Here is a 21,530-nt window from a genome sequence, read left to right as displayed (position 1 = left end):
GGGCTCATCCCGCGAGCCGCCGGTGGACGGCCGTGACCGCCGCGATCACCTGGTCGGTCTCGTCCTCGGTCATGTCGGAGTGCACCGGCAGGCAGACCTGCCGGGCGCAGAGGTCCTCGGCGACCGGCAGCGGCCCCCGTCGGTAGGGGGCCAGGACCGGCTGCAGGTGCAGCGGCAGGTCGTACACCTCGCCGGAGAGCCGGACGGCGTGCTCCTCGGCCACCGCCCGCTTGAACGCGGCGCGGTCGACGCCCGCCGGCAGCAGCACCACGTACTTGTAGTAGTTGCTGCGCGAACCGGCCGGCTCGGCCATCGGCCGCAGGCCGTCGAGCCCGGCGAGCGCCGCGTCGTACCGCTGGGCGACCCGGCGCCTGGTCTCGACGAACTCCTTGAGCCGCCGCAGGTGCACCGTGCCGACGGCGGCGTTCAGCTCGCTCATCCGCCAGGAGGCGCCGAACCGGATGTGGTGGTTGGTGGTGAACGAGCCCTTGCCCTGGTCACGGTGGATCCGGGCCTCGTCGCGCAGCTCGGCCGACCCGGTGAGGATCATGCCGCCCTCGCCGCTGGTGGTGACCTTGGTCGGATAGAACGAGAAGGCGCCGGCCAGGCCGAACGACCCGGCGGGGCGCCCGTCGTAGCTGCAGCCGTGGGCGTGTGCGGCGTCCTCCACCAGCGGGATGCCGCGCCGGTCGCAGATCGCGCGCAGGGCGTCCACCTCGGGGGTGATCAGCCCGCCGATGTGCACCAGCACCACGGCGGCGGTGTCCGGGGTGAGCGCCGCCTCCAGCGTCTCGGGGCTGAGGGCGAAGGTGGCCGGGTCGACGTCGGCGATGACCGGCCGCCCACCCGCGTGCAGGATGGCTCCGGCGGTCGCGTAGAAGGTGACGGCCGGGACGACCACGTCACGGTCACGGACGTCGACGGTGCGCAGGACGATCTCCAGCGCCGCCGTGCCGCTGGCGACGGCGACGGCGTGCGTGGCACCGTGCTCGGCCGCGAAGGCCTCCTCGAACCGCTCGGTCCAGGGGCCGAGCGTCAGCGCGCCGGTGGCAAGGATCTCCGTCACCGCGTCCGCGACGGCCGAACGGTCGCTCTCGTCGAAGACGATGCGAGCGGCTGGAACGCCCATCGGGCCTCCTCCGGCAACAGGATGAACACTTCATAGGACATGCATCTCTGGGAAACACGTATCTCCGGGCAGACCAGGCAAAACGGTCGGGCCAGGCACATCACGCTACTTCGCCCGCCCGGCCCCGGCCCGTCGTCACCGCCCACCCGGGTGATCCGCGGCCCCTGCCCGCCGCGCCCCGCCGCCCTCGCCCGCGCCCGGCCGCCCGCCCAGGGCTCCGGGAGGCGACCCCTCCGTCGCCCTGCGCAGGCCGCGGATACTCCGTCCGGGTGTCGCCACCGCTGCGCGCACAGCACTCACCGGACGTGTCCGAGGACGCCCGCGGCGCCTTCCCCGGCCCGGGCGCCCGACCAGGTCCGGCCAGGTCCGGGCAGGTCCGGCCGGGCCGGAACGGGGCGGCCGGGTGCCCACGACGGAGCGACAATTGACTTGGCCCGACTCAAGGCCCGCAGCCCGGCGGGGCCTGTGCGGAAGGAGGCCGGCGATGGTTCGTTCGGTCGGGATAGACCTGGGCACCACCAACTCCGTCGTCTGTGTCCTGGAGGGCGGCGAACCCACCGTCGTCCCCAACGCGGAGGGCGCCCGCACCACCCCGTCGGTGGTGGCGTTCGCCAAGGCCGGCGAGGTGCTGGTCGGCGAGGTGGCCAAGCGGCAGGCGGTGACCAACGTGGACCGCACCGCCCGTTCGGTGAAACGGCACGTCGGCGAGGCGCAGTGGCGCTTCCCCGAGGCCGGCGACGTGGACGGCCGGCGCTACACCGCGCAGGAGATCTCCGCCCGCGTGCTGCAGAAGCTGAAGCGCGACGCCGAGGCCTACCTGGGCGAGGACGTGACCGACGCCGTCGTCACCGTTCCGGCGTACTTCAACGACTCCCAGCGCACCGCGACCAAGGAGGCGGGCGAGATCGCCGGTCTGAGGGTGCTGCGCATCGTCAACGAGCCGACCGCGGCGGCGCTCGCGTACGGGCTGGACAAGGAGAACGACCAGACGATCCTGGTCTTCGACCTCGGCGGCGGCACCTTCGACGTCTCGCTGCTGGAGATCGGCGACGGGGTGGTCGAGGTGAAGTCCACCAACGGCGACACCCGTCTCGGCGGCGACGACTGGGACCAGAAGGTCGTGGACCACCTGGTGCAGCAGTTCAGGAACGGCTACGGGATCGATCTCGCCAAGGACAAGATGGCCGCGCAGCGGCTGCGCGAGGCCGCCGAGAAGGCCAAGATCGAACTCTCCTCGGCGAGTGAGACCAGCATCAACCTGCCCTACGTCAGCGCCTCCGCCGACGGTCCGCTGCACCTGGAGGAGAAACTCACCCGCGCCCAGTTCGAGCAGCTCACCGCCGACCTGCTGGAGCGGTGCAAGGGCCCGTTCCATCAGGCGGTGCAGGACGCCGGGATCCAGGTGTCCGACATCGACCACGTCATCCTGGTCGGCGGCTCGACCCGGATGCCGGCCGTCACCGAGCTGGTCAGGTCGCTCACCGGGAAGGACCCGCACAAGGGCGTCAACCCGGACGAGGTGGTGGCGGTCGGCGCCTCGCTCCAGGCCGGTGTGCTGAAGGGCGAGGTCAAGGACGTCCTGCTGCTCGACGTCACCCCGCTGTCCCTCGGCATCGAGACCAAGGGCGGCATCATGACCAGGCTGATCGAGCGCAACACGACCATTCCGACCAAGCGCTCGGAGATCTTCACCACGGCCGAGGACAACCAGCCGTCCGTGCAGATCCAGGTCTTCCAGGGCGAGCGCGAGATCGCGTCGTACAACAAGCGGCTCGGCATGTTCGAGCTGACCGGCCTGCCGCCCGCGCCCAGGGGCCTGCCCCAGATCGAGGTCACCTTCGACATCGACGCCAACGGCATCATGCACGTCGGCGCGAAGGACCTCGGTACCGGCCGCGAGCAGAAGATGACCGTCACCGGCGGCTCCTCGCTGCCGAAGGACGACATCCAGCGGATGATGCGGGACGCCGAGCAGCACGCCGAGGATGACCGGCAGCGCAGGGAGGCCGCGGAGACCCGCAACCAGGCCGAGCAGCTCGTCTACTCGACCGAGCGGCTCCTCGCCGACAACCCCGAGAAGGTCCCCGGCGAGGTCAGGACCGAGGTGGAGGCGGCGCTCGCCGACCTCAAGGAGAAGCTCAAGGGCGAGGACACCGCTGCCGTCCGGATCTCGCTGGAGCGGGCGGCCCTCGTCGCTCAGAAGATCGGCACGGCCATCTACTCCCAGGCCTCGTCCGGCTCCGGCACCCGGCCCGCGGAGGGCGCCTCGGACGGCCCGGCGGGCGGCTCCGAGGGCGCGCCGGGCGGCGAGGAGGAGGTCGTCGACGCCGAGATCGTGGACGAGGACAGGCCCGGGCGCCCGGGCGGCTGAGCCGGTCGGATGCCGGGCCTCTCCTCGTCCGGAACGGCCGGCCGCGGCCCGCCGGCCTTCGCATAGAGTCCGGCCCATGGGGAACAGGGTGGGAGCGCGTGAGCTCTACGAAGGACTGCTGGGACACGAGGGCACGGATGCGTACGGGGAGGTCGTCACCCCGTGGCTGGACCGTGCCCAGGGCGGCTACCGCACCTCGCTCGCGGTGGCGGCCGAGTGCAGCGGGTGGTGGACGGCCCACCGCACCGACGACAGCGTCCTGAGTCTGCAGCGGCAGCTCTACGCCCTGAGCCGGGTGAGCGACATCCTGCTGCTCCGCCGGCAGCCCTCCCGCGATGCGGTGGACGACGCCATACCGAGGCCGGCGTTCCCGGACCACGAGTACCTCGGGCTGTTCGGCGCCCTCGGCATGACACCGGCCGGGGCCGGGGCGGGGCGCGGGTTCGACCCCGTCCTGCACGAGATCGTCGAGGTCGAGCAGGCCGACGACCCCCGCTCGCCGATCGAGGTCACCGGAGTGCTCTGGCCGGGCCTGATGCTCGGCGACCTCGTGTTCGGCCGCGCGGGCGTCCGGGTCCGGGCCGGCGCCGAGCATGCGCAGCGTGGTGTGGCCGACCGCTCGCCGCTGTACTGGGGCTTCCGGCGCCGTCACCGGCCGACCGTCGACCTCTCCCAGGGCTGGGGCGGCAACTCGCAGTGGGCGACCGGCCTCCGGCTCGACTACCGGACCTCGTCCGGCGACCGGCTCAACGTGGACGGTGACCGCCCGATCGACGGCAGCACGGTACTCAGCCTGGACCACCCGGAGAACCTCAGCCCGGAGGAGCGGCTGCTGACACCCCGCGAGCGCCGCGAACTGCTCCGCCACCGCTGCCTGCTCCGGACACCCGAAGCCGCCGCCGACCTGGCCGCTCTGGCCCCCTGGGAGACGGAGCTGACGCCCTTCGACTGGATCCTCCCCGCCGGCGAGGAGTGAGCGGCGTGCCTCCTCCCGGCAGGCGCCGGCCCACCCGGCCGTGCGGCGGGAGTACGGGTAGTGTCGGCGGTCGTCAGGCCGGGGTGCGCCGCCGTGCAGGGGCCCCGCCCCCGGTGGCCGGAGGGCGATCGCCCGTCCGGTTCCGCGTGGCGCCGGAGGCCTCCGCCTGGCCGAAGGGTGGGTGGTCCCATGCCGTCGGATCGTAGCGATCCGCTCGGACCGGCAGCCGGTTCCTGGGTGGCCGGCATCGACGTCGGCGGCACCGGGATCCGGCTCGCCCTTGCGCCCGGCACCTGGCCCGAGGACCTTTCCGGCGCGCGGACGACGGCCGTCGCCGTGGCCGCCCGGGTCGGCGCGTCGGGCCATGACGCGGACGCGCTGCTCGCCGAACTGCTCCCTGCCCTGGACACCCTGGCCGCCGGGCTGCCCACGGGCGCGAGGATCGGCGCCGTCGCCGTGGGCGCCACCGGGATGGCCCTGCTCGGCCGCGACCTCGCCGCCAAGCTCCCCGGTCCGCTGGCCCATGCCACCGGCGCGGCGCGGCTGGTGCTGGCCGGTGACGCCGTCGCCGCGTACGTGGGCGCGCTCGGCACCCGGGCAGGCGTCGTGGTGGCGGCCGGCACCGGCCTGGTGGCGGTCGGCTACCACCCGGACGCGGGCTGGCGGCGGGCCGACGGCTGGGGCCAACTGCTCGGCGACTGCGGCAGCGGCGGCTGGATCGGGCGCGCGGGCCTGGAGGCGGCGCTGCGCGCGTACGACGGGCGGGCCGGCGGCTCGTCCGCCCTGCTGGCGGCGGCCGAACAGCGCTACGGCCCGGTGACCGGCCTGCCCGCCGCGCTCCAGCCACGCCCCGACCGTGCCGCGCTGCTGGCGGCCTTCGCGCCGGACGTGGCCGCCGCGGCCGACACCGGCTGCCCGGTCGCGGACGGGATCGTCCGGCGCGCCGCCGGGGAGATCGCCACCAGCGCGACGGCCGCCGCCACCGCAGCCGGGCTCACGGCACCCACGCTCGCCCTGACCGGAGGCCTGTTCCGTCTCACCCGCCTTCGCGAAGCCACCCGCACCGCATTGACCACCCGCCTCCCGTCGGCCCGCCTCCACCGGCCCGACGGCCCGCCTCTGCTGGGAGCCCTCCGCCTGGCCGCCACCGCGGCGACGGGCCTGCCCTGGCCGGTCGATCCGCCCCTGCTCGACGTCCTGCATACGCCCGCCGCCTGAACGCCGCCGACCGAACGCCGCTGCTTGAGCGCCGCCGACCGAACGCCGCCGCCGGCGGGAGGTGCGCCGTCAGGCCGTCCGGACGGCGAGCGTGCCCTCGAAGCGCGCCCCGACGCGTGCCCCCGAAGCGCGCCCCTGGCGGTGCCCCCGGCGCGTCCTGCGGACCCGACCCGGCTCCCTCGCCGGGCGGGCCGGGGCAGAGCGGCGCAGGATGGATCTTCCAGGGCAGCACGAGGCTCCCGGGTTCCACCAGCGGAACGGGCCGGCGATGGGAGGCCGTCATGATCGGTATGGCGGACATCAGGGAATGGCGCGGCCAGGCCGTGGTCGACGAGAAGGACCACCGGATCGGCACGCTCGAATCCGTCTACGTGGAGACCGCCAGCGATCAGCCGTTCTTCGCGACGGTCACGGTCGGCCTGCCGACCCGCCACCGGCTGGCGTTCGTCCCGCTGGACGGCGCCGTGGTCGGGCCGGGGTACGTACGGGTCGCGTTCCCCAAGAGCCTGGTCAAACAGTCGCCCTCGATCGGTACCGACGACGTCCTGCCGGCCGAGGACGAACCGGCGGTCTTCGCCCACTACGAACTGGCCTACGAGACCGGTGCCGGCGGCGAACGCCGGCTCGCCCGGCGCTGAGGCCCCGGCCGGCCCCGGGCCGGTCCCGGCGCGCCGTTCCCCCGTGCGGCCGCGCCGGGGCGGGACACTCGGTCGTCGCCTCCCGGCACCGCCCGGGTGGAGTCCCGACCTGTCCGACCTCTACCTTCCACCCCCGGGCCGCCACCGATGACCGTCTCCATCGCCCTGTTCACCCAGGACCTCCGCCTGCACGACAACCCCGTCCTGCGGGCCGCCCTGGACTCCGCCGACGAGGTCGTGCCGCTCTTCGTCCTGGACCCGGACGTCGCCGCCGCCGGCTTCGCCGCGCCCAACCGGGCGGCCTTCCTCGCCGACTGCCTCGCCGACCTCGACGCCGGGCTGCGCGCCCTCGGCGGGCGGCTGGTGCTGCGACGCGGACCGGCCGCCGTGGCGACGGCCCGGCTGGCCGAGGAGGTCGGCGCCGCCTCGGTGCACGTCGCGGCCGGTGTCAGCGACTTCGCCCAGCGCCGGGAGCTGGCCCTGCGGGCACTCCTCGGCCCGCGCCTGCACGTCCACGACAGCTCGCTCACGGTGGCCGTGCCCGGGGCGCTCACGCCCGCGGGCAAGGACCACTACGCCGTGTTCACCCCGTACTTCCGGGTCTGGCAGCAGGCGCCGCGCCGGGCGGTCCACCGCGCGCCCACGGCGGTGCGCACACCCGCGGGCGTCGGCGGCGAGCCGCTACCCGCCGCCGTCCCCGACTCTCCGGGCCTGCCGGCCGGCGGGGAGCGGGCCGGGCGGAGGCTCTGGCGGGGCTACGCCCTCGACCGCTACGACGAGTTGCACGACGACCTCGCCGCCGACGGGACGTCACGCCTCTCGCCGTACCTGCACTTCGGCTGCCTCTCCGCCGCCGAACTGGCCGCCTCCGCCGGACGGAGGGGCGGCAGCGGTGCGGAGGCGTTCGTCCGGCAGCTCGCCTGGCGGGACTTCCACCACCAGGTGCTGGCCGCCCGCCCGGAGGCCGCCCACCGCGACTACCGCACCCGCGGCGACCGCTGGCTCTCCGACAGTGCGGAGGCCGAGGCCTGGCGCGAGGGGCGCACCGGCTTCCCGCTGGTGGACGCCGGGATGCGCCAACTCGCCCACGAGGGCTGGATGCACAACCGCGCCCGGCTGGTCACGGCGTCCTTCCTGGTGAAGACGCTCTACCAGGACTGGCGGACCGGGGCCCGGCACTTCCTGCGCCTGCTGGTCGACGGTGACGTGGCGAACAACCAGCTCAACTGGCAGTGGGTGGCCGGGACCGGAACCGACACCCGGCCGAACCGCGTGCTGAACCCACTCGCCCAGGCCGACCGGCTGGATCCGGACGGCGCCTACGTGCGGCGCTGGGTGCCCGAACTCGCCGCCCTCCCCGGGCGGGCCGTCCACCGCCCGTGGCGCCTGGACCGCCCGCCCGCCGGCTATCCGGCACCACTCGTCGACCCCGACGCGATCTCCGCCCGCCTCCGCCACGGCCGCGGTCTCGACTGAGCAGACCGGCCGCCTGGTCGCCCGCGCCGCCCGTACCCGCATACCCGGCCGCCGTGCTCGCGTGCCTGCTGCGCCCGCTGTGCCTGCCGCGCCCGCTGTGCCCGCCGCGCCCGCTGTGCCCGCCGCGCCCGCCGGGCCTGCCGGGCCCGCCCGGGACGTCGGAAGCGGGCGCGCCCCGGACCCGCGGGTCCGCCTAAACGTCCCGGAGTTCCCGGACCGCCCGATATTCCGTCATGCGTCGTTCATGTCCCGGTCGCTGACCTTCGGATGAATGGGGCCGCACGCAGTTGTACAGCCAACTGCGGAAACCCTCCTCCCGCCTCCGTGACCAGCCGCCGACGGACCCGGCCCTGCCCGTACCCCCCCGGGAGGGCCGGCTGCCCGAGCGCGGCGGACAGGACAACCGTGGCCACCGGCAGCGCCCTGACGCTCACCTCACCCGCCAGCCCCGTCGAGGGTGACCGGCTCACCTTCCACTGGACGACCGACGCCCCCGACGCCAAGAACTGGGTCGGCATCTACGACGGCACCCGCCAGCCCGGCACCGGCAGCTCGCTGCTGTGGAAGTACACCCCCGGCTCCTCCGGCGACGTCCAGCTCGACACCTCGGCGCTCACCGGCGGCCCGTACACCGCCTACCTACTGGCCAAGGACGGCTACGGCATCCTCGCCCAGACCGCGCCGTTCACCTTCCGCCCCAAGCCCGCCGTCGTCCGCCCGCACAGCGCCGTCGACGCGCTGACCACCGCCCCGGTCGCCCCCGGCGCCGCCGTCTCGGTGCGGCTCGGCGGCCTCTGGTCCCGTCCGGCCGGGAACCCGGCGGGGACGGCCACCTTCCGCAAGGTCAGCGGAGCTTCCTGGCTCTCGGTGGCCGCTGACGGCACGGTCACCGGTACCGCGCCCGGCGGCGCGACCAGGAACCCCGAGACGGTCGTCGTCGGCGTCCGGGACAGCGCCGGCGCCACCGACGCCGTCACCGTGCAGGTCCCGGTCGCCGATCCGGCCGGCCCGCTGCGCCTGAAGGTGGCGAGCTGGAACCTCGCCGACGCGGGCGCCGCCTTCACCGACGCACCGGAGAAGCAGCTGCGCACCGTCCTCACCCAGGGCATCGACGTCCTGGCGCTGCAGGAGACCGCCGGGACGGCCGCCCAGAGCCTGGCCACCGCCCTCGGCTGGTACGCCTACCAGAGCGCCGGCAGCGTGGGCATCCTCAGCCGGTACCCGCTGACCGCCGTCACGGCCGTCACCGCCTCGCTGCCCGCCGCCGGGGCCACCCTCCAGCTCCCGGGCGGCCGCACCGTCCGGTTCTGGGCCGCCCACCTGGACGAGGCCGACTACGGCCCGTACGCCGTCCAGGACGGCCGGAGCGCCGCCCAGGTGGAGGCCGCCGAGACCGCCTCCACCCGCGGCCGGCAGGCCAAGGCGCTCGCCGCCGCCGTCCAGGCGGACGCCGTCGGGCACACGCCGGTGGTCCTCGCCGGGGCGCTCTCCTCGCCGTCGCACCTGGACTGGACGGCCGCCACCGCCGCCTCCCACAACGGGGTCGGCCCGGTCGCCTGGCCGGTGACCACCGCGCTCCAGGCCGCCGGACTGACCGACAGCTTCCGTGAGGAGAACCGCGACCCGGCCAAGGCGCCCGGCCACACCTGGTCCCCGGTCCGCAAGCAGCGCGGCAGCAAGCCGGAGCCGCAGGACCGGATCGACTACGTCCTGTACGGCGGCCCGCTGAAGCTGGTCGAGGCGCACACCCTGGTTGCCGACTGGCCCGCCACCGGCACCGACCCGGCCGCCCTCGCCGCCAACCAGTGGCCCTCCGACACGGCCGCCGCCGTCGCCACCTTCCAGCTCTGACGGCCCGGCGCGCACCCGCGCACCCGCGCACCCGCGCACCCGCGCGCCCCGGCGCCCGCCCACCCTCCTCCGCCACCCCTGAGAGGCCCCGTTCGCCATGTCCGAACTCTCCCGCCGTACCTTCGTCGGCGTCACCGCGGCCGCCGGCGCCGCCGTGCTCACCGGCCTCCCCGCCGCACCCGCCGACGCCGCACCCGTGCCCGCCGCAGGCCGGCTCACCGGCACCATCAAGGACGTCAAGCACGTCGTCGTCCTCATGCAGGAGAACCGCAGCTTCGACCACTACTTCGGCACCCTCAACGGCGTCCGCGGCTTTGGCGACAAGCAGGCCCTCCAGTTCCCGGACGGGACGGACGTGTTCCGCCAGCCCGACGCCGGGCGCAGCGACGGCGGCGCCATGCTGCCGTACCGGATGGACACCTCCAAGTACAACGCGCAGAACGCGGGCGGCCTCGCCCACGACTGGGCCACCGGCCACCAGGCGATCAACAACGGCGCGATGAACAAGTGGATCGCCGCCAAGGGCGAGCGCGCCATGGGCTACTTCACTCGCGAGGACATCCCTTACCAGTACGCGCTGGCCGATGCGTTCACCCTGTGCGACGCCTACTTCACCTCGCTGGCGGGCCCGACCGACCCCAACCGGCTCTACCTCTGGACGGGTACCGCCGGTCCCGGCCGGGACGGCACCACCGGCCCGTGGATCGACAACACCCCGGTGACGGACAACCCCGTCGCCGACTGGACGACCTACGCCGAGCGCCTGGAGGCGGCCGGTGTGAGCTGGCGCGTCTACCACAACCCGAGCAAGGACGACCGGACGGGCGACTACGACGACAACGCCCTCTCCTACTTCAAGCAGTTCCACAACTTCCCTGCCACCGACCCGCGTTACGTCAACGCGATGACCAAGTTCGACCCCGCCGCCTTCGACGCGCACTGCAAGGACGGCACCCTGCCGACCATCTCCTGGCTGGTCGCGCCGTACCTCTTCTCCGAGCACCCGGAGGCCGGGCCGGCGTACGGGGCGCACTGGGTCGACATGGCGCTGCAGTCGCTGATGTCCAACCCGGCGGTCTGGCAGCACACCGTCTTTCTGGTGATGTACGACGAGAACGACGGCTACTTCGACCACATGGTCCCGCCCACCCCGGAGGCGGGCACGCCCGAGGAGTTCACCCAGGGGCGGGCGATCGGTCTCGGCAACCGGGTGCCGCTCTGGGTCATCTCGCCCTGGTCACGCGGCGGATACGTCAACTCCCAGGTGTTCGACCACACCTCCGTGCTGCGTTTCATGGAGCAGGTCACCGGCGTCGCCGAGCCCAACATCTCCGCGTGGCGCCGGGCCGTCTGCGGCGACCTCACCAGCTGCTTCGACTTCGCCGCCCCGGACCTCTCGATACCGCGGCTGCCGGACACCAACGCCCTGATGGCCAAGGCCGACGCGGGCACCAAGCTCCCGGGCGTCCAACTCCCGGCCGTCGGCGCCCAGTCGATGCCCGTCCAGGAACGCGGCGAGCGCCCGCACCGCCACCTTCCCTACCAGCCCTGGGCCGACGTCGACGTGGACCGGAAGACCGGCAAGGTCACCTGCACCATGACCAACGACGGCACGGTCGCCTTCCCGTACACCGTCTACCCGAACATCGTGCTCCCGTTCGCCGGCACGCCCTACACGGTGGCCCCCGGTGCCACCGCCACCTACGTCTGGGAGGCCGCCGCGACCCACGGCCGCTACGACTTCACGGTCCACGGCCCCGACGGCTTCGTCCGCCGCTTCGCCGGCACCGTGGTCCGTGACGGCCGGAACGCCCCGGACGGCCCGGACGGCCAGAACGACGTGGGCGTGCCGATCGTGACGGCCGACCTGAGCAACTCCTCCCGGCTCACCCTCCAACTGGTCAACGACGGCATGACCGACGTCGCCTTCACCGCCGCGCCCAACGACTTCGCGGGCACCGCGCAGACCGTCTGGGTCAAGCCCGGCAAGCAGGTCAACCTGGCCTGGCCGCTGGACAAGCAGGGCCGCTACGACGTCGTCGTGACGGCCGCCACCGGCCTGCGGTTCACCCAGCGCTACGCGGGCTGGGTCCACTGACCACCCCCTGAGCGAGACCGCCTGCTGAGCGCGACCACCCGCCCCAAGCCCGGCCGCACCACCGTCCGGGGGCTCCGAACCGGTGACCCCCGGACGTGGCGCGGCCGCCCGGCCGGGCCTCGAGGCTACCGTCGGGCGCATGCAGAAAATCATCACCTTCCTCTGGTTCGACGACCAGGCCGAAGAGGCCGCCCGCTTCTACACCTCGCTGTTCGCCAACTCCCGGATCACCGTCATCACGCACTACGGCGCGGACGGCCCCGGCAAGCAGGGCTCCGTCATGACGGTCGAGTTCGAGCTCGACGGCCAGCGCTTCGCCGCCCTCAACGGCGGTCCCACGTTCCACTTCACCGAGGCCATCTCGCTCCAGGTGGAGTGCGCCGACCAGCAGGAGGTGGACCGGCTCTGGACCGGGCTCCTCGCCGACGGCGGCGAGGAGAGCGCCTGCGGCTGGCTCAAGGACCGCTACGGGCTCTCCTGGCAGATCACCCCCCGCGTTCTGATCGACCTGATCGCCGATCCGGACCGGGCCAAGGTCGACCGCGTCATGGCGGCCATGATGCGGATGCGGAAGCTGGAGATCCAGCCGCTCCTCGACGCGGCGCGGGGGTGAGGCCGTGAGTGCCGCGCCCTACCGCTGCATCCTCTACCTCAGGGCCACCCCCGAGCACGTCTGGCACGCGCTCACCAACGCGGACGAGTCCGCCGTCTACTGGGGCCACCGCAACGTCTCGACCTGGCTGCCCGGCGCCCGCTGGGAGCACCGGCGCGCCGACGACTCCGGCACCGCCGACGTGGCCGGCACCGTCGAGACCGCCGAACGCCCACACCTGCTGGTCACCACCTGGGCCGGTCCGGACGAGAAGCGCCCGGCCGGGCCCTCCCGGGTCACCTTCGAGCTCCAGGGGCACCTGGACCTCACCCGGCTCACCGTCACGCACGACCGGCTCGCCGACGAGGCCGAGCGCGCCGACGCCGAAGCCGGCTGGTCGGCCGTCCTGTCCAACCTGAAGACCTACCTGGAGAGCGGCCGGCCGCTCCCGCAGGAACCCTGGTCGATGCCCTGACACCCGGCCGCGGGGCGTGTCCGACCGTTCCCGCCCGGCGCACGATGCTCCCCAGGTCAGAACACCTAGGCCCGCTCGCCCGCCCGGTTGCCGCGCCAGAGCCGGGCCAGCCGGGCGGGCCGCAGCCGTCCGGAGCGCAGCCGCTCGCCGCGGGCGAGCCGGCGCAGCCACGCGAAGCGGGAGAACCGCTCCCGGTTCGCCACCGAGGCCCGGTCCAGCTCCTCCATCAGCCGCCGGCTGCGGTGTTCGAGGTCCAGCTCGTCCAGGATCCGGTCCACCTCGGCCAGCAGCGCGCCGTGCAGCTGCCACGCCTCCGGGTGGAGCTGCACCTGCCGCAGCAGCAGCTGGGCGACGTTCTCGCGGCTGGCCCAGGCGGCGGTCAGCTCCGAGGTGAGCCGCCGTTCGGCCTCCTCGGCGTTGCTGCTCACCTGGGTGGTGACCAGTACCGCGAAGCTCACCAGGGCCCCGCCGACGTGCGCCAGCAGCTCCTCCAGCGCCACCGCGACGTCGGCCGGGAGGAGACGCTCGCCCGGTGCGCGCCGCTTGGCCAGGTCGGTCAGCGAGCGGGCCAGCACCCGGATCACCACCACGCAGATCTCCAGCGTGTCCAGCCCCGTGCGCAGCACCAGCCGGGAGAGCAGGCCCTCGCTGATCCGCGGGTTGAGTCGCAGGCTGTCCTCGGCCTGCCGCAGCGCCCCGTCCACGTCGGCAATGGCCTGGTCCAGCCGCCGGGCCTCGTGCAGGCGCTCGGCCGCTCGCTCGACCGGAGTGGGCCGGCCGAGCTCCTCGGCGATGCCGTTCAGCAGGTGACGGGCGCGCCGGGCGAGGTCCTCGATCGACTCGCCGGCCGTGTCCACCCAGACCGGCGGCGCGAACACCAGGTTGAAGAGCAGTCCGACGACGGCGCCGATCAGGGTCTCCAGCACCCGGTCCCAGGCCTGTGAGGTCACCTGCGAGACGCCCAGGATGAGCATCGCGCTGATCGCCACCTCCTGGACGAACTCGTCCACCCGGACGAACCGGCCGATCGTCAGCGAGGCCAGGATGATCAGCCCGAGGCTCCACCAGGAGAGCCCGACCACCGAGCTGAACCCGATCGCGATCAGCACCCCGACGACCACCGAGTTGACCCGGCGGATGCTGGTGGTCAGCGTCGAGTAGACGGTGACCTGGACCACCAGCAGTGCCGTCAGCGGCGCGGTCAGCGGGGCCGGCTCACTGCTCAGCTGGGTGGCCACCGCGTACGACAGGGTGGCGGCCACCGTCGCCCGGATCGTCTGGACGACGAAGGGTTCTCGGGCGCCGCGGCGCAGTGCGGTCGCGAAGGACTCCGGTAGTAGGGCCATGCCGCCCTTCTTCCCCCGTGACGCGGCCTCCACCGCCGAACCGCCGGACCGCTACCCGAAAGAGCCGCCCGCCGGTGCGGCCGGGGGTGGTGCTACGGCTGCTTGCGCTGGTCGCGGAGCAGCTTCCACGGCGCCATCGCCGACTCGACCTGCACCCCGAGGCTCATCTTCGACGCGCCCTTGATCCGCTCCTCGAAGCGGATCGGCACCTCCCGGATGGTCAGCCCGCGCTTGACGACGCGGTAGTTCAGCTCGACCTGGAACGAGTACCCGTTGCTGTTCACCGAGGGCAGGTCGATCGCCCGCAGGGTCTCCGCCCGCCAGGCCTTGAAACCGGCGGTGGCGTCCCGGACCCCGAGGCTGAGGATCGTGTTGACGTAGAAGTTCGCCCAGGCCGACAGGGCCTTGCGGTGCCACGGCCACTCCTCGGCGGTCGAGCCGCCGGGTACGTAGCGGGAGCCGATCACGACGGCGGTGTCGTCGGCCAGCAGCGTCTCCACCATCACCGGAAGCACCGACGCGGGGTGCGAGAGGTCGGCGTCCATCTGGATCACCACGTCCGCGCCCTCCTCCAGGGCCCGGGTCATGCCCGCGATGTACGCCCGCCCGAGGCCGTCCTTCTCGGTGCGGTGCAGCACGCCGACCGTGCCGGGGGAGTCCGCCGCGAGCTTGTCCGCGACGTCCCCGGTGCCGTCGGGGGAGTTGTCGTCGACCACCAGCAGGTTCAGGCCGGGCAGCTTGAGGTCCGCGAGCAGCCCGGCGAGGACCGGGAGGTTCTCCCGCTCGTTGTACGTGGGTACGACGACAACGACCTTGGGGGAGGCCTCGACCATGTTCTATCCCTCGCGCGATCCCCGGCCCGTGGCGCGCCGTCGGCGCCTGCACCCGGCCGGACAGTTGTTCATTTCGGTCGGGCGAGTCTAGCCGCGTGGGGATCGGCGGGTTCCACCGCGGGTGCCCGGTGGCAGACCCAGGGGCGCCGAGCGGGCGACGCGCGGGGGCGCGCCCGCCGCGTTCCCGGGTACCGGTGACCAGGTCACATAGCCTGACCGGGCCGTCCGTCCGGCGGCCAGTGGTCGGGAGCCGCACGAGGGTGGGCGGCCGGCGTCGTGGACAGGGGAGTACGTGGGCTCGTCAGCTTCGGCCGATCCGGGGGCCGCTCGGGGGCCCGCCCCGTCGGTACGACAGCGAATTCGCGCGTGGCTGCTCCAAGGCGCCGAAACGGCGACACAGCACCCGGGCCCCCACGCCCAGGCCCCCGTCGAGCACAAGGGCCAGCGCTGGTGGCGGGTGATGTGCCTGACCGGCCTGGACTACTTCTCCACGCTCGGCTACCAGCCCGGGATCGCCGCGCTGGCGGCCGGCCTGCTGTCGCCGGTGGCGACCATCGTGCTGGTGCTGGTCACGCTGTTCGGTGCGCTGCCGGTGTACCGGCGGGTGGCGCAGGAGTCCCCGCACGGCGAGGGCTCGATCGCGATGCTGGAGCGGCTGCTGTCGTTCTGGAAGGGCAAGCTCTTCGTCCTGACGCTGCTGGGCTTCGCCGCGACCGACTTCATGATCACCATCACCCTGTCCGCCGCCGACGCCACCGCGCACCTGGTGGAGAACCCGCACCTGCACAGCGCGCTGAGCGGCCGGCAGGTGCTGATCACGCTGATCCTGGTGGCCCTGCTCGGTGGCGTCTTCCTGAAGGGGTTCAGTGAGGCGATCGGCCTGGCCGTGGTGCTGGTCGCGGTCTACCTGAGCCTGAACGTGGTCGTCGTCATCACCGGTCTCTGGGAGGTCCTCCGGGCCCCGCACCTGGTCACCGACTGGAAGGACGCGCTGATCGCCGAGCACGGCAACGCGATCGCGATGATCGGCGTCGCGCTGATCACGTTCCCCAAGCTGGCGCTCGGCCTGTCCGGCTTCGAGACCGGCGTCGCCGTGATGCCGCACATCGAGGGCGACCCGGACGACACCGAGGAGAAACCGACCGGCCGGATCCGCGGCGCCCGCAAGCTGCTGACCACGGCGGCGCTGATCATGAGCGTCTTCCTGATCACCACCAGCTTCATCACCACGCTGCTCATCCCCAAGCCCGCCTTCCAGCCCGGCGGCGCGGCCAACGGACGCGCCCTCGCCTACCTGGCCCACGAGTACCTCGGCAACACCTTCGGCAGCATCTACGACCTCTCCACCATCCTCATCCTCTGGTTCGCCGGCGCCTCCGCGATGGCCGGGCTGCTCAACCTGATGCCCCGCTACCTGCCCCGCTACGGCATGGCTCCGGACTGGGCCCGCGCGGTGCGCCCGACCGTCCTGGTGCTGACCGCCATCGGCTTCCTGGTGACGTGGCTCTTCGACGCCAGCGTGGACGCCCAGGGCGGCGCGTACGCCACCGGTGTGCTGGTGCTGATCAGCTCCGCCGCCATCGCCGTCACCATCGCCGCCCACAAGGCGAGGGAACGGAACTGGACGATCGGCTTCGCGGTGATCGCGGCGGTCTTCCTCTACACCACGGCGGTGAACATCGCCGAGCGGCCGGACGGCGTCAAGATCGGCGCCTGCTTCATCGCCGGCATCATGCTGCTGTCGCTGCTCTCCCGGCTCAAGCGCGCCTTCGAACTGCGGGTCACCGACGTCGTCCTGGACGAGGCGGCGGAACGTTTCGTCCGCGACTACACCCACCGGCCGCTGCGGCTGATCGCCAACGAGCCCAACAACCGCGACCTCGTGGAGTACCAGGAGAAGAAGCGGCAGATCCGGGCGGACAACGACATCCCGGCCGAGGACGACCTGGTCTTCGTGGAGGTCACCGTACGCGACCCCTCGGAGTTCGAGGCCGTGCTGCGCGTCCACGGCGAGGTGCTGCACGACCGCTACCGGGTGCTCTCGCTGGAGAGCTCCAGCGTGTCGAACGCGCTGGCGGCGCTGCTGCTGACGGTCCGCGACCGGACGGGGCAGCAGCCGCACATCTACTTCGAGTGGACGGAGGGCAATCCGTTCGCGCAGTTCCTGCGGTTCTTCCTGTTCGGCCACGGCGAGGTCGCCCCGGTCACCCGCGAGGTGCTCCGGGAGGCCGAGCCGGACCGGCGCCGCCGCCCCCGCGTCCACGTCGGCTGAGTCCTCGGCCGCTCCCGAGCGGCCCGCCCGGGGCCGGGGTCGTCACCTGCTGGGGCGGGACCTGCTCCAGGCGGGGGCGACGAGGGCGATCAGGGCGACGGCGAAGACGAGCTGGAGGAGGTGACGGATCCAGTCGATGCCGGAGGTGTGGCGGACGCCGACCCAGCCGGCCACCGCGTTGCCGAGCAGGGCACCGGCGGCGCCGAGCAGCATCGTCAGCCACCACGGGATCGCCTGCGGGCCGCGCAGGATCAACTTGGCGATCACGCCCAGCACGAAGCCGATGAGCAGAATCCACAGGAGCTGGAACATCGCATTCCACCTTTCGAGGCGCGTCGTCACATGATCGCCCGGATCGCCGGGCCCGGCACGTCGGAGCGGTGCGTGGCGGCCGCGCGCCCGGTGTCGGCAGGCCCGGAATCTGCGTCAAGTTGTCTGGACAGCTTGGGGTCGACGGGTCGTCACCGAGCCGACATGCGGCACTCCGGCGCCGTCCATCTGGGGCACGTAGACATAACGGGTCTGGGCCGAAACCAGCCCCCGCCCAGCGCCCGTGACAAGGAGCGACCCCCGATGAGTCCGATGCCCGAACTGTCGCGCCGCACGATTCTCGGCGGTGCGGCGGCGGCCGCCGTGCTGTCCGCCCTCCCGCTCAGCGTGCGCGACGCGCTGGCCGCGCCGGCGAAGCCCGGCAAGCTGGCGGACATCCGGCATGTCGTGGTGTTCATGCAGGAGAACCGCGCGTTCGACCACTACTTCGGCACGCTGGCCGGGGTGCGCGGCTTCGGCGACCGGACGGCGGTGCGCGGGGTCAACGGGCGCACGGTGTTCCACCAGCCCGACCCGAGCCGCAAGGAGGGCCACCTGCTGCCCTTCCCGATGAACGCCGCGCACACCAACGCCTACCAGCAGGGTGCGCCGGCCTTCGGCTTCGTCGACTCGATGAACGCCTGGAAGGACGGCCTCGCCGACGGCTCGGTCACCCGCCGCTCCGGCGGCTGGCTCGGCCAGGGCTACTACGAGCCCGCCGACATGCCGTTCTACAACGCGCTCGCCTCCGTCTTCACCACCTGTGACGCCTACTACGCGTCCGTGCAGTGCAACACCAACACCAACCGCGACCACCTGATGACCGGTACCAGCGGCGGCACCGTGCGGGACACCCCGGTGACCGACAACACCGAGATCCCCGGCGGCTACGAGTGGACCACCTACGCCGAGCGGCTGGAGCGGGCCGGCGTCAGCTGGAGGACGTACCAGGCACTGGACAACTTCGACGACAACGCCCTCGCCTGGTTCGCGCCCTTCGTCAAGGCCAAGCCCGGCGAGCCGCTGTACGAGCGCGGCATGCGCGCGGTCGGCGACCCGGCGAAGAAGAACGACCCGTTCGCGATGGGCGACGCGCTGGTCGAGGCCTTCTCCGCCGACGTCCAGGCCGACCGGTTGCCGCAGGTCTCCTGGCTGGTCGCGCCCGCGGCGCTCTCCGAGCACGCCAACTACGCGCCGCCGAACGGCGAGCACCTGACGGCCAGGCTGCTGGCCGCGCTGGCGGCCAAGCCTGAGGTCTGGGAGAAGACCGTCTTCATCCTCAACTACGACGAGCACGGCGGCTTCTTCGACCACCAGCTGCCGCCCGTCCCGCCGCTCGCCGCCGGGCGCGGCAAGTCGACCGTTCCGGTGGACGGCGAGGTCGTGGTCCGGGTGAGCAAGGGCGGCTCGACCTACCACCGGGTGGTGAGCCAGGACGGAAAGTACCGGGTGAAGGCCGCCGACGGCTCGCCGGCCTGGTCCGACACCCTGCCGGCCGGGGAGACGCTGGTCTCCGGCCCGTACCCGATGGGCCTCGGCGTCCGGGTGCCGATGATCGTCGTCTCGCCGTGGACCCGCGGCGGCGTGGTCGACTCCACCGTCTACGACCACACCTCGGTGCTGCGGTTCCTGGAGCAGTGCTTCGGCGTCCAGGAGCCCAACATCAGCCCCTGGCGGCGCGCGATCTGCGGCGACCTCACCAACGTGTTCGACTTCTCCGGCCGCAATCCGGTCTGGCCGCAGCTGCCGGACACCAGCGGCAACCGGCAGAAGGTGGTCGACACCGGCAAGCTGCCCGCCCCGACCGTGCCCAGCCCGCAGACCTTCCCGCAGCAGCAGCGCGGCACCCGCACCGCGCGCCCACTGCCGTACGACCTGCTGGTCAAGCCGCGGCTGAAGGGCGACGAGCTGACGCTGGACCTCATCAACCAGGGCCGCCAGGGCGCCGTCCTCGCCGTCTACCCGGCGCCGGGCGCCGCGCCGCGCCACTACACGGTGGGCGCGAAGTCCCGCCTCTCCGACGTCTGGACGGTCGGCCCGGACGGTTACGACCTGCGGGTGCACGGCCCGAACGGCGCGCTCTGGCACCTGCGCGGGGACGCCGCCTCCGCGTACGAGATCTCGCTCTCCGAGGAGCAGAACGGCAAGGTGCTGGAGGTGGACGTGATCAACCGCTCGCGGACCGCCCAGACCTTCCTGGTGGGCGACCTCGCCTACGGCGACGGGCTGCGCGAGGTCCGGGTAGCGGCCGGCGACGACAGGACCGTCAACGTCAAGGCCGGCCCCGAGGGCTGGTACGACGTCGCGGTCGGCGTCCGTGGCGACCTCGCCTTCCGCCGCCGGATCGCCGGGCGCTTCCCCTGGGACGGCGAGCACCTGCAGACCGACCCGGCGATGGGCCTGGCCGACCCGCTCGCCCTCGACGCCACCCTCAAGGCGGCTTCCGCCACCATCGACGAGGCGATCCTGCTGCCCGGCCGCCCGGCCCGGGTCTCCGCCCGGTTCACCACCACCGCCGCGCTCACCGCGATCGAGGCGCAGCCGGTCGTCCCGGCCGGCTGGACGGTCGCCGCCGTCACCGCCCCGCCCGCCGCCCTGGCTGCGGGCGCCGTGGCGACGGCGGAGTGGGACGTCACCCCGCCCGCCCGGCTGCCCGACGGCGCCACCCACCGCATCCTGGTGACCGCCCGCGCCCTGGCCGGTGACCGCTTCGCCCTCGCCGACGGCGAACTCGCCGCCCGCACCGCCCCGGTGATGGCCGGCCACCTGCTCGGTGAGGACTTCGAGTCGCTGGCCGGCGCGCTCCAGCCGCTGGACGGCGTGCTCGGCTGGACGCCGCAGGCGCCGCAGGGCTGGTCGGTGGTCAACGCCCCCGCCATGCCGCAGGGCACCGTCCGCCTCCAGGGCTGGACCTTCCACACCAAGCGCGCCTGGTCCACGCCGGCCGGCCAGGACCGCGGCAACTTCACCCGCGGCCTCGGCATCCTCGCCGTCGCCGACCCGGACGACTGGGACGACACCGGCGCTCCGTCCCGCAAGGGCGTCTTCGACTCCACCCTCGTCTCGCCCGCCGTCCCGATCCCGGCCGGCACGGACACCCTGCACCTCGCCTTCGACTCCCACTACCGCCAGGAGGCCCCGCAGAAGGCGACGGTCACCGCCGTCTTCGACGACGGCACCGAGACCCGCCTGCTCACCTACGGCAGCGAGGCGACCGGAACCGACAACGCCGGCAAGGACGTCCAGAACACCTTCGTCACCAAGCAGTTCGCCGTCCCCGCCGGCGCCCGCACGGTGACCCTGAGGTTCCGGATGTACGACGCCGGCAACAACTGGTACTGGGCCGTCGACCACATCCGCCTCGACACCAGGCCCATCACCGTCTGACGCCCAGGCAGGCCCCGGCCCGCGCACCCCGTCCGCGAGGGGTGCGCGGGCCGCGCGCGTGGGGAGCGGATTCGCGCCGGGTGATCGCCGGATCGGGCCGGAAAGTCGCTGTGCGTCAATGCGGCGTCACGTCAGGATGTCATGGACGCGGACACGCCGCGTCGACGAGAGGAGCCGAGAGCCGTGATCCGTCTTCGGGCTGCCGCCCTGACCCTGGGCTGTACCGCTGCTGCGCTGACCCTGACGATGTCCACCGCGCACGCCGCGCCGGGGGACACCACCAACGTCTGCGGGTCCGTGCTCACCCCGAGCGGGTTCGTCGACGTGCAGTGGTGGAACAGCGCCGGCTGCGGGGCGGGCACCTTCAGCCCCAACTCCAAGAAGATCATGCAGCTCACCGGCTACCCGGTGGGCACCGTGGTCAACGCCTGCGCCTCCACCTGGCCGCCGGCGGGCTGGGTGCAGGTCAGCGACTTCTACAGCTCCAGCTGCAACTACTCCGTGGTGCCCAGCTTCAGCAAGAACTCGTGGCAGCTGAAGCGCGTCTCCTGACGCCCCG

At 73.3% G+C, this 21,530-nt stretch carries 16 protein-coding genes; 12 read left to right on the top strand and 4 right to left on the bottom strand.

Going from position 1 to position 21,530, the window contains the following annotated elements; all coding sequences use genetic code 11:
* Positions 1–4 precede the first annotated feature (4 nt).
* Complete coding sequence (locus ACZ5WK_RS11460; RefSeq protein WP_465547126.1) at positions 5–1,129, bottom strand: DegT/DnrJ/EryC1/StrS family aminotransferase; 1,125 nt, start codon at positions 1,127–1,129, stop codon at positions 5–7.
* Between the two features lie 484 nt (positions 1,130–1,613).
* Here ACZ5WK_RS11460 and dnaK point away from each other — a divergent pair, with 484 nt between their 5' ends.
* The 9 genes from dnaK to ACZ5WK_RS11415 all read left to right on the top strand — a co-directional run bounded on the left by dnaK (position 1,614) and on the right by ACZ5WK_RS11415 (position 12,824).
* On the top strand, positions 1,614–3,500 hold the full coding sequence (gene dnaK / locus ACZ5WK_RS11455) for a molecular chaperone DnaK (RefSeq protein WP_465547125.1): 1,887 nt from the start codon (positions 1,614–1,616) through the stop codon (positions 3,498–3,500).
* 76 nt (positions 3,501–3,576) lie between these two features.
* Positions 3,577–4,476 carry a hypothetical protein gene (locus ACZ5WK_RS11450; protein ID WP_465547124.1) on the top strand — a complete coding sequence of 300 codons (900 nt, stop codon included), beginning with the start codon at positions 3,577–3,579 and terminating at the stop codon, positions 4,474–4,476.
* Positions 4,477–4,665: 189 nt separating this feature from the next.
* Complete coding sequence (locus ACZ5WK_RS11445) at positions 4,666–5,694, top strand: BadF/BadG/BcrA/BcrD ATPase family protein (protein WP_465547123.1); 1,029 nt, start codon at positions 4,666–4,668, stop codon at positions 5,692–5,694.
* Between the two features lie 281 nt (positions 5,695–5,975).
* Positions 5,976–6,332 carry a PRC-barrel domain-containing protein gene (locus tag ACZ5WK_RS11440; RefSeq protein WP_465547122.1) on the top strand — a complete coding sequence of 119 codons (357 nt, stop codon included), beginning with the start codon at positions 5,976–5,978 and terminating at the stop codon, positions 6,330–6,332.
* Between the two features lie 147 nt (positions 6,333–6,479).
* Positions 6,480–7,808 (top strand): cryptochrome/photolyase family protein, encoded by a 1,329-nt coding sequence (locus tag ACZ5WK_RS11435; protein ID WP_465547121.1) that lies wholly within the window; start codon positions 6,480–6,482, stop codon positions 7,806–7,808.
* 405 nt (positions 7,809–8,213) lie between these two features.
* On the top strand, positions 8,214–9,659 hold the full coding sequence (locus tag ACZ5WK_RS11430) for an endonuclease/exonuclease/phosphatase family protein (protein WP_465547120.1): 1,446 nt from the start codon (positions 8,214–8,216) through the stop codon (positions 9,657–9,659).
* A gap of 97 nt (positions 9,660–9,756) precedes the next feature.
* The gene (locus ACZ5WK_RS11425; RefSeq protein ID WP_465547119.1) at positions 9,757–11,757 is read left to right on the top strand and encodes a phosphocholine-specific phospholipase C; all 2,001 of its coding nucleotides are present in this window, start codon (positions 9,757–9,759) and stop codon (positions 11,755–11,757) included.
* A 139-nt stretch (positions 11,758–11,896) separates the two neighbouring features.
* Complete coding sequence (locus tag ACZ5WK_RS11420) at positions 11,897–12,370, top strand: VOC family protein (RefSeq protein ID WP_465547118.1); 474 nt, start codon at positions 11,897–11,899, stop codon at positions 12,368–12,370.
* A gap of 4 nt (positions 12,371–12,374) precedes the next feature.
* The gene (locus tag ACZ5WK_RS11415; protein ID WP_465547117.1) at positions 12,375–12,824 is read left to right on the top strand and encodes an SRPBCC domain-containing protein; all 450 of its coding nucleotides are present in this window, start codon (positions 12,375–12,377) and stop codon (positions 12,822–12,824) included.
* A gap of 65 nt (positions 12,825–12,889) precedes the next feature.
* On the opposite strand, the gene ACZ5WK_RS11410 is transcribed toward ACZ5WK_RS11415, so the two are convergent.
* Both ACZ5WK_RS11410 and ACZ5WK_RS11405 read right to left on the bottom strand, forming a co-directional pair.
* Positions 12,890–14,170 carry an FUSC family protein gene (locus tag ACZ5WK_RS11410; protein ID WP_465547116.1) on the bottom strand — a complete coding sequence of 427 codons (1,281 nt, stop codon included), beginning with the start codon at positions 14,168–14,170 and terminating at the stop codon, positions 12,890–12,892.
* Positions 14,171–14,262: 92 nt separating this feature from the next.
* Complete coding sequence (locus ACZ5WK_RS11405) at positions 14,263–15,003, bottom strand: polyprenol monophosphomannose synthase (RefSeq protein ID WP_465547115.1); 741 nt, start codon at positions 15,001–15,003, stop codon at positions 14,263–14,265.
* A gap of 460 nt (positions 15,004–15,463) precedes the next feature.
* Between ACZ5WK_RS11405 and ACZ5WK_RS11400 the strand changes: the two genes are divergently transcribed.
* A complete protein-coding gene (locus ACZ5WK_RS11400; RefSeq protein ID WP_465547114.1) occupies positions 15,464–17,275 on the top strand; it encodes an APC family permease in 1,812 nt (603 codons plus the stop codon).
* A gap of 42 nt (positions 17,276–17,317) precedes the next feature.
* Here the strand turns inward: ACZ5WK_RS11400 and ACZ5WK_RS11395 are convergent, their stop codons facing one another.
* The gene (locus ACZ5WK_RS11395; protein WP_465547113.1) at positions 17,318–17,587 is read right to left on the bottom strand and encodes a GlsB/YeaQ/YmgE family stress response membrane protein; all 270 of its coding nucleotides are present in this window, start codon (positions 17,585–17,587) and stop codon (positions 17,318–17,320) included.
* Positions 17,588–17,848: 261 nt separating this feature from the next.
* Here ACZ5WK_RS11395 and ACZ5WK_RS11390 point away from each other — a divergent pair, with 261 nt between their 5' ends.
* Together ACZ5WK_RS11390 and ACZ5WK_RS11385 are read left to right on the top strand one after the other, a co-directional pair.
* Positions 17,849–20,971 carry a phosphocholine-specific phospholipase C gene (locus tag ACZ5WK_RS11390; RefSeq protein ID WP_465547112.1) on the top strand — a complete coding sequence of 1,041 codons (3,123 nt, stop codon included), beginning with the start codon at positions 17,849–17,851 and terminating at the stop codon, positions 20,969–20,971.
* 183 nt (positions 20,972–21,154) lie between these two features.
* The gene (locus ACZ5WK_RS11385; protein ID WP_465547111.1) at positions 21,155–21,523 is read left to right on the top strand and encodes a hypothetical protein; all 369 of its coding nucleotides are present in this window, start codon (positions 21,155–21,157) and stop codon (positions 21,521–21,523) included.
* Positions 21,524–21,530: the final 7 nt, after the last annotated feature.

It is taken from the genome of Kitasatospora sp. NPDC032757 (assembly GCF_055579305.1).
Note: the sequence above shows the minus strand (reverse complement) of the source record. Positions and strands in the feature narration are given on the sequence as shown.

Coding starts and splice junctions, on each gene's coding strand:
- ACZ5WK_RS11460 (WP_465547126.1), bottom strand. CDS start 1,129: ATGGGCGTTCCAGCCGCTCGCATCGTCTTCGACGAGAGCGACCGTTCG.
- dnaK (WP_465547125.1), top strand. CDS start 1,614: ATGGTTCGTTCGGTCGGGATAGACCTGGGCACCACCAACTCCGTCGTC.
- ACZ5WK_RS11450 (WP_465547124.1), top strand. CDS start 3,577: ATGGGGAACAGGGTGGGAGCGCGTGAGCTCTACGAAGGACTGCTGGGA.
- ACZ5WK_RS11445 (WP_465547123.1), top strand. CDS start 4,666: ATGCCGTCGGATCGTAGCGATCCGCTCGGACCGGCAGCCGGTTCCTGG.
- ACZ5WK_RS11440 (WP_465547122.1), top strand. CDS start 5,976: ATGATCGGTATGGCGGACATCAGGGAATGGCGCGGCCAGGCCGTGGTC.
- ACZ5WK_RS11435 (WP_465547121.1), top strand. CDS start 6,480: ATGACCGTCTCCATCGCCCTGTTCACCCAGGACCTCCGCCTGCACGAC.
- ACZ5WK_RS11425 (WP_465547119.1), top strand. CDS start 9,757: ATGTCCGAACTCTCCCGCCGTACCTTCGTCGGCGTCACCGCGGCCGCC.
- ACZ5WK_RS11420 (WP_465547118.1), top strand. CDS start 11,897: ATGCAGAAAATCATCACCTTCCTCTGGTTCGACGACCAGGCCGAAGAG.
- ACZ5WK_RS11410 (WP_465547116.1), bottom strand. CDS start 14,170: ATGGCCCTACTACCGGAGTCCTTCGCGACCGCACTGCGCCGCGGCGCC.
- ACZ5WK_RS11405 (WP_465547115.1), bottom strand. CDS start 15,003: ATGGTCGAGGCCTCCCCCAAGGTCGTTGTCGTCGTACCCACGTACAAC.
- ACZ5WK_RS11400 (WP_465547114.1), top strand. CDS start 15,464: ATGTGCCTGACCGGCCTGGACTACTTCTCCACGCTCGGCTACCAGCCC.
- ACZ5WK_RS11395 (WP_465547113.1), bottom strand. CDS start 17,587: ATGTTCCAGCTCCTGTGGATTCTGCTCATCGGCTTCGTGCTGGGCGTG.
- ACZ5WK_RS11390 (WP_465547112.1), top strand. CDS start 17,849: ATGAGTCCGATGCCCGAACTGTCGCGCCGCACGATTCTCGGCGGTGCG.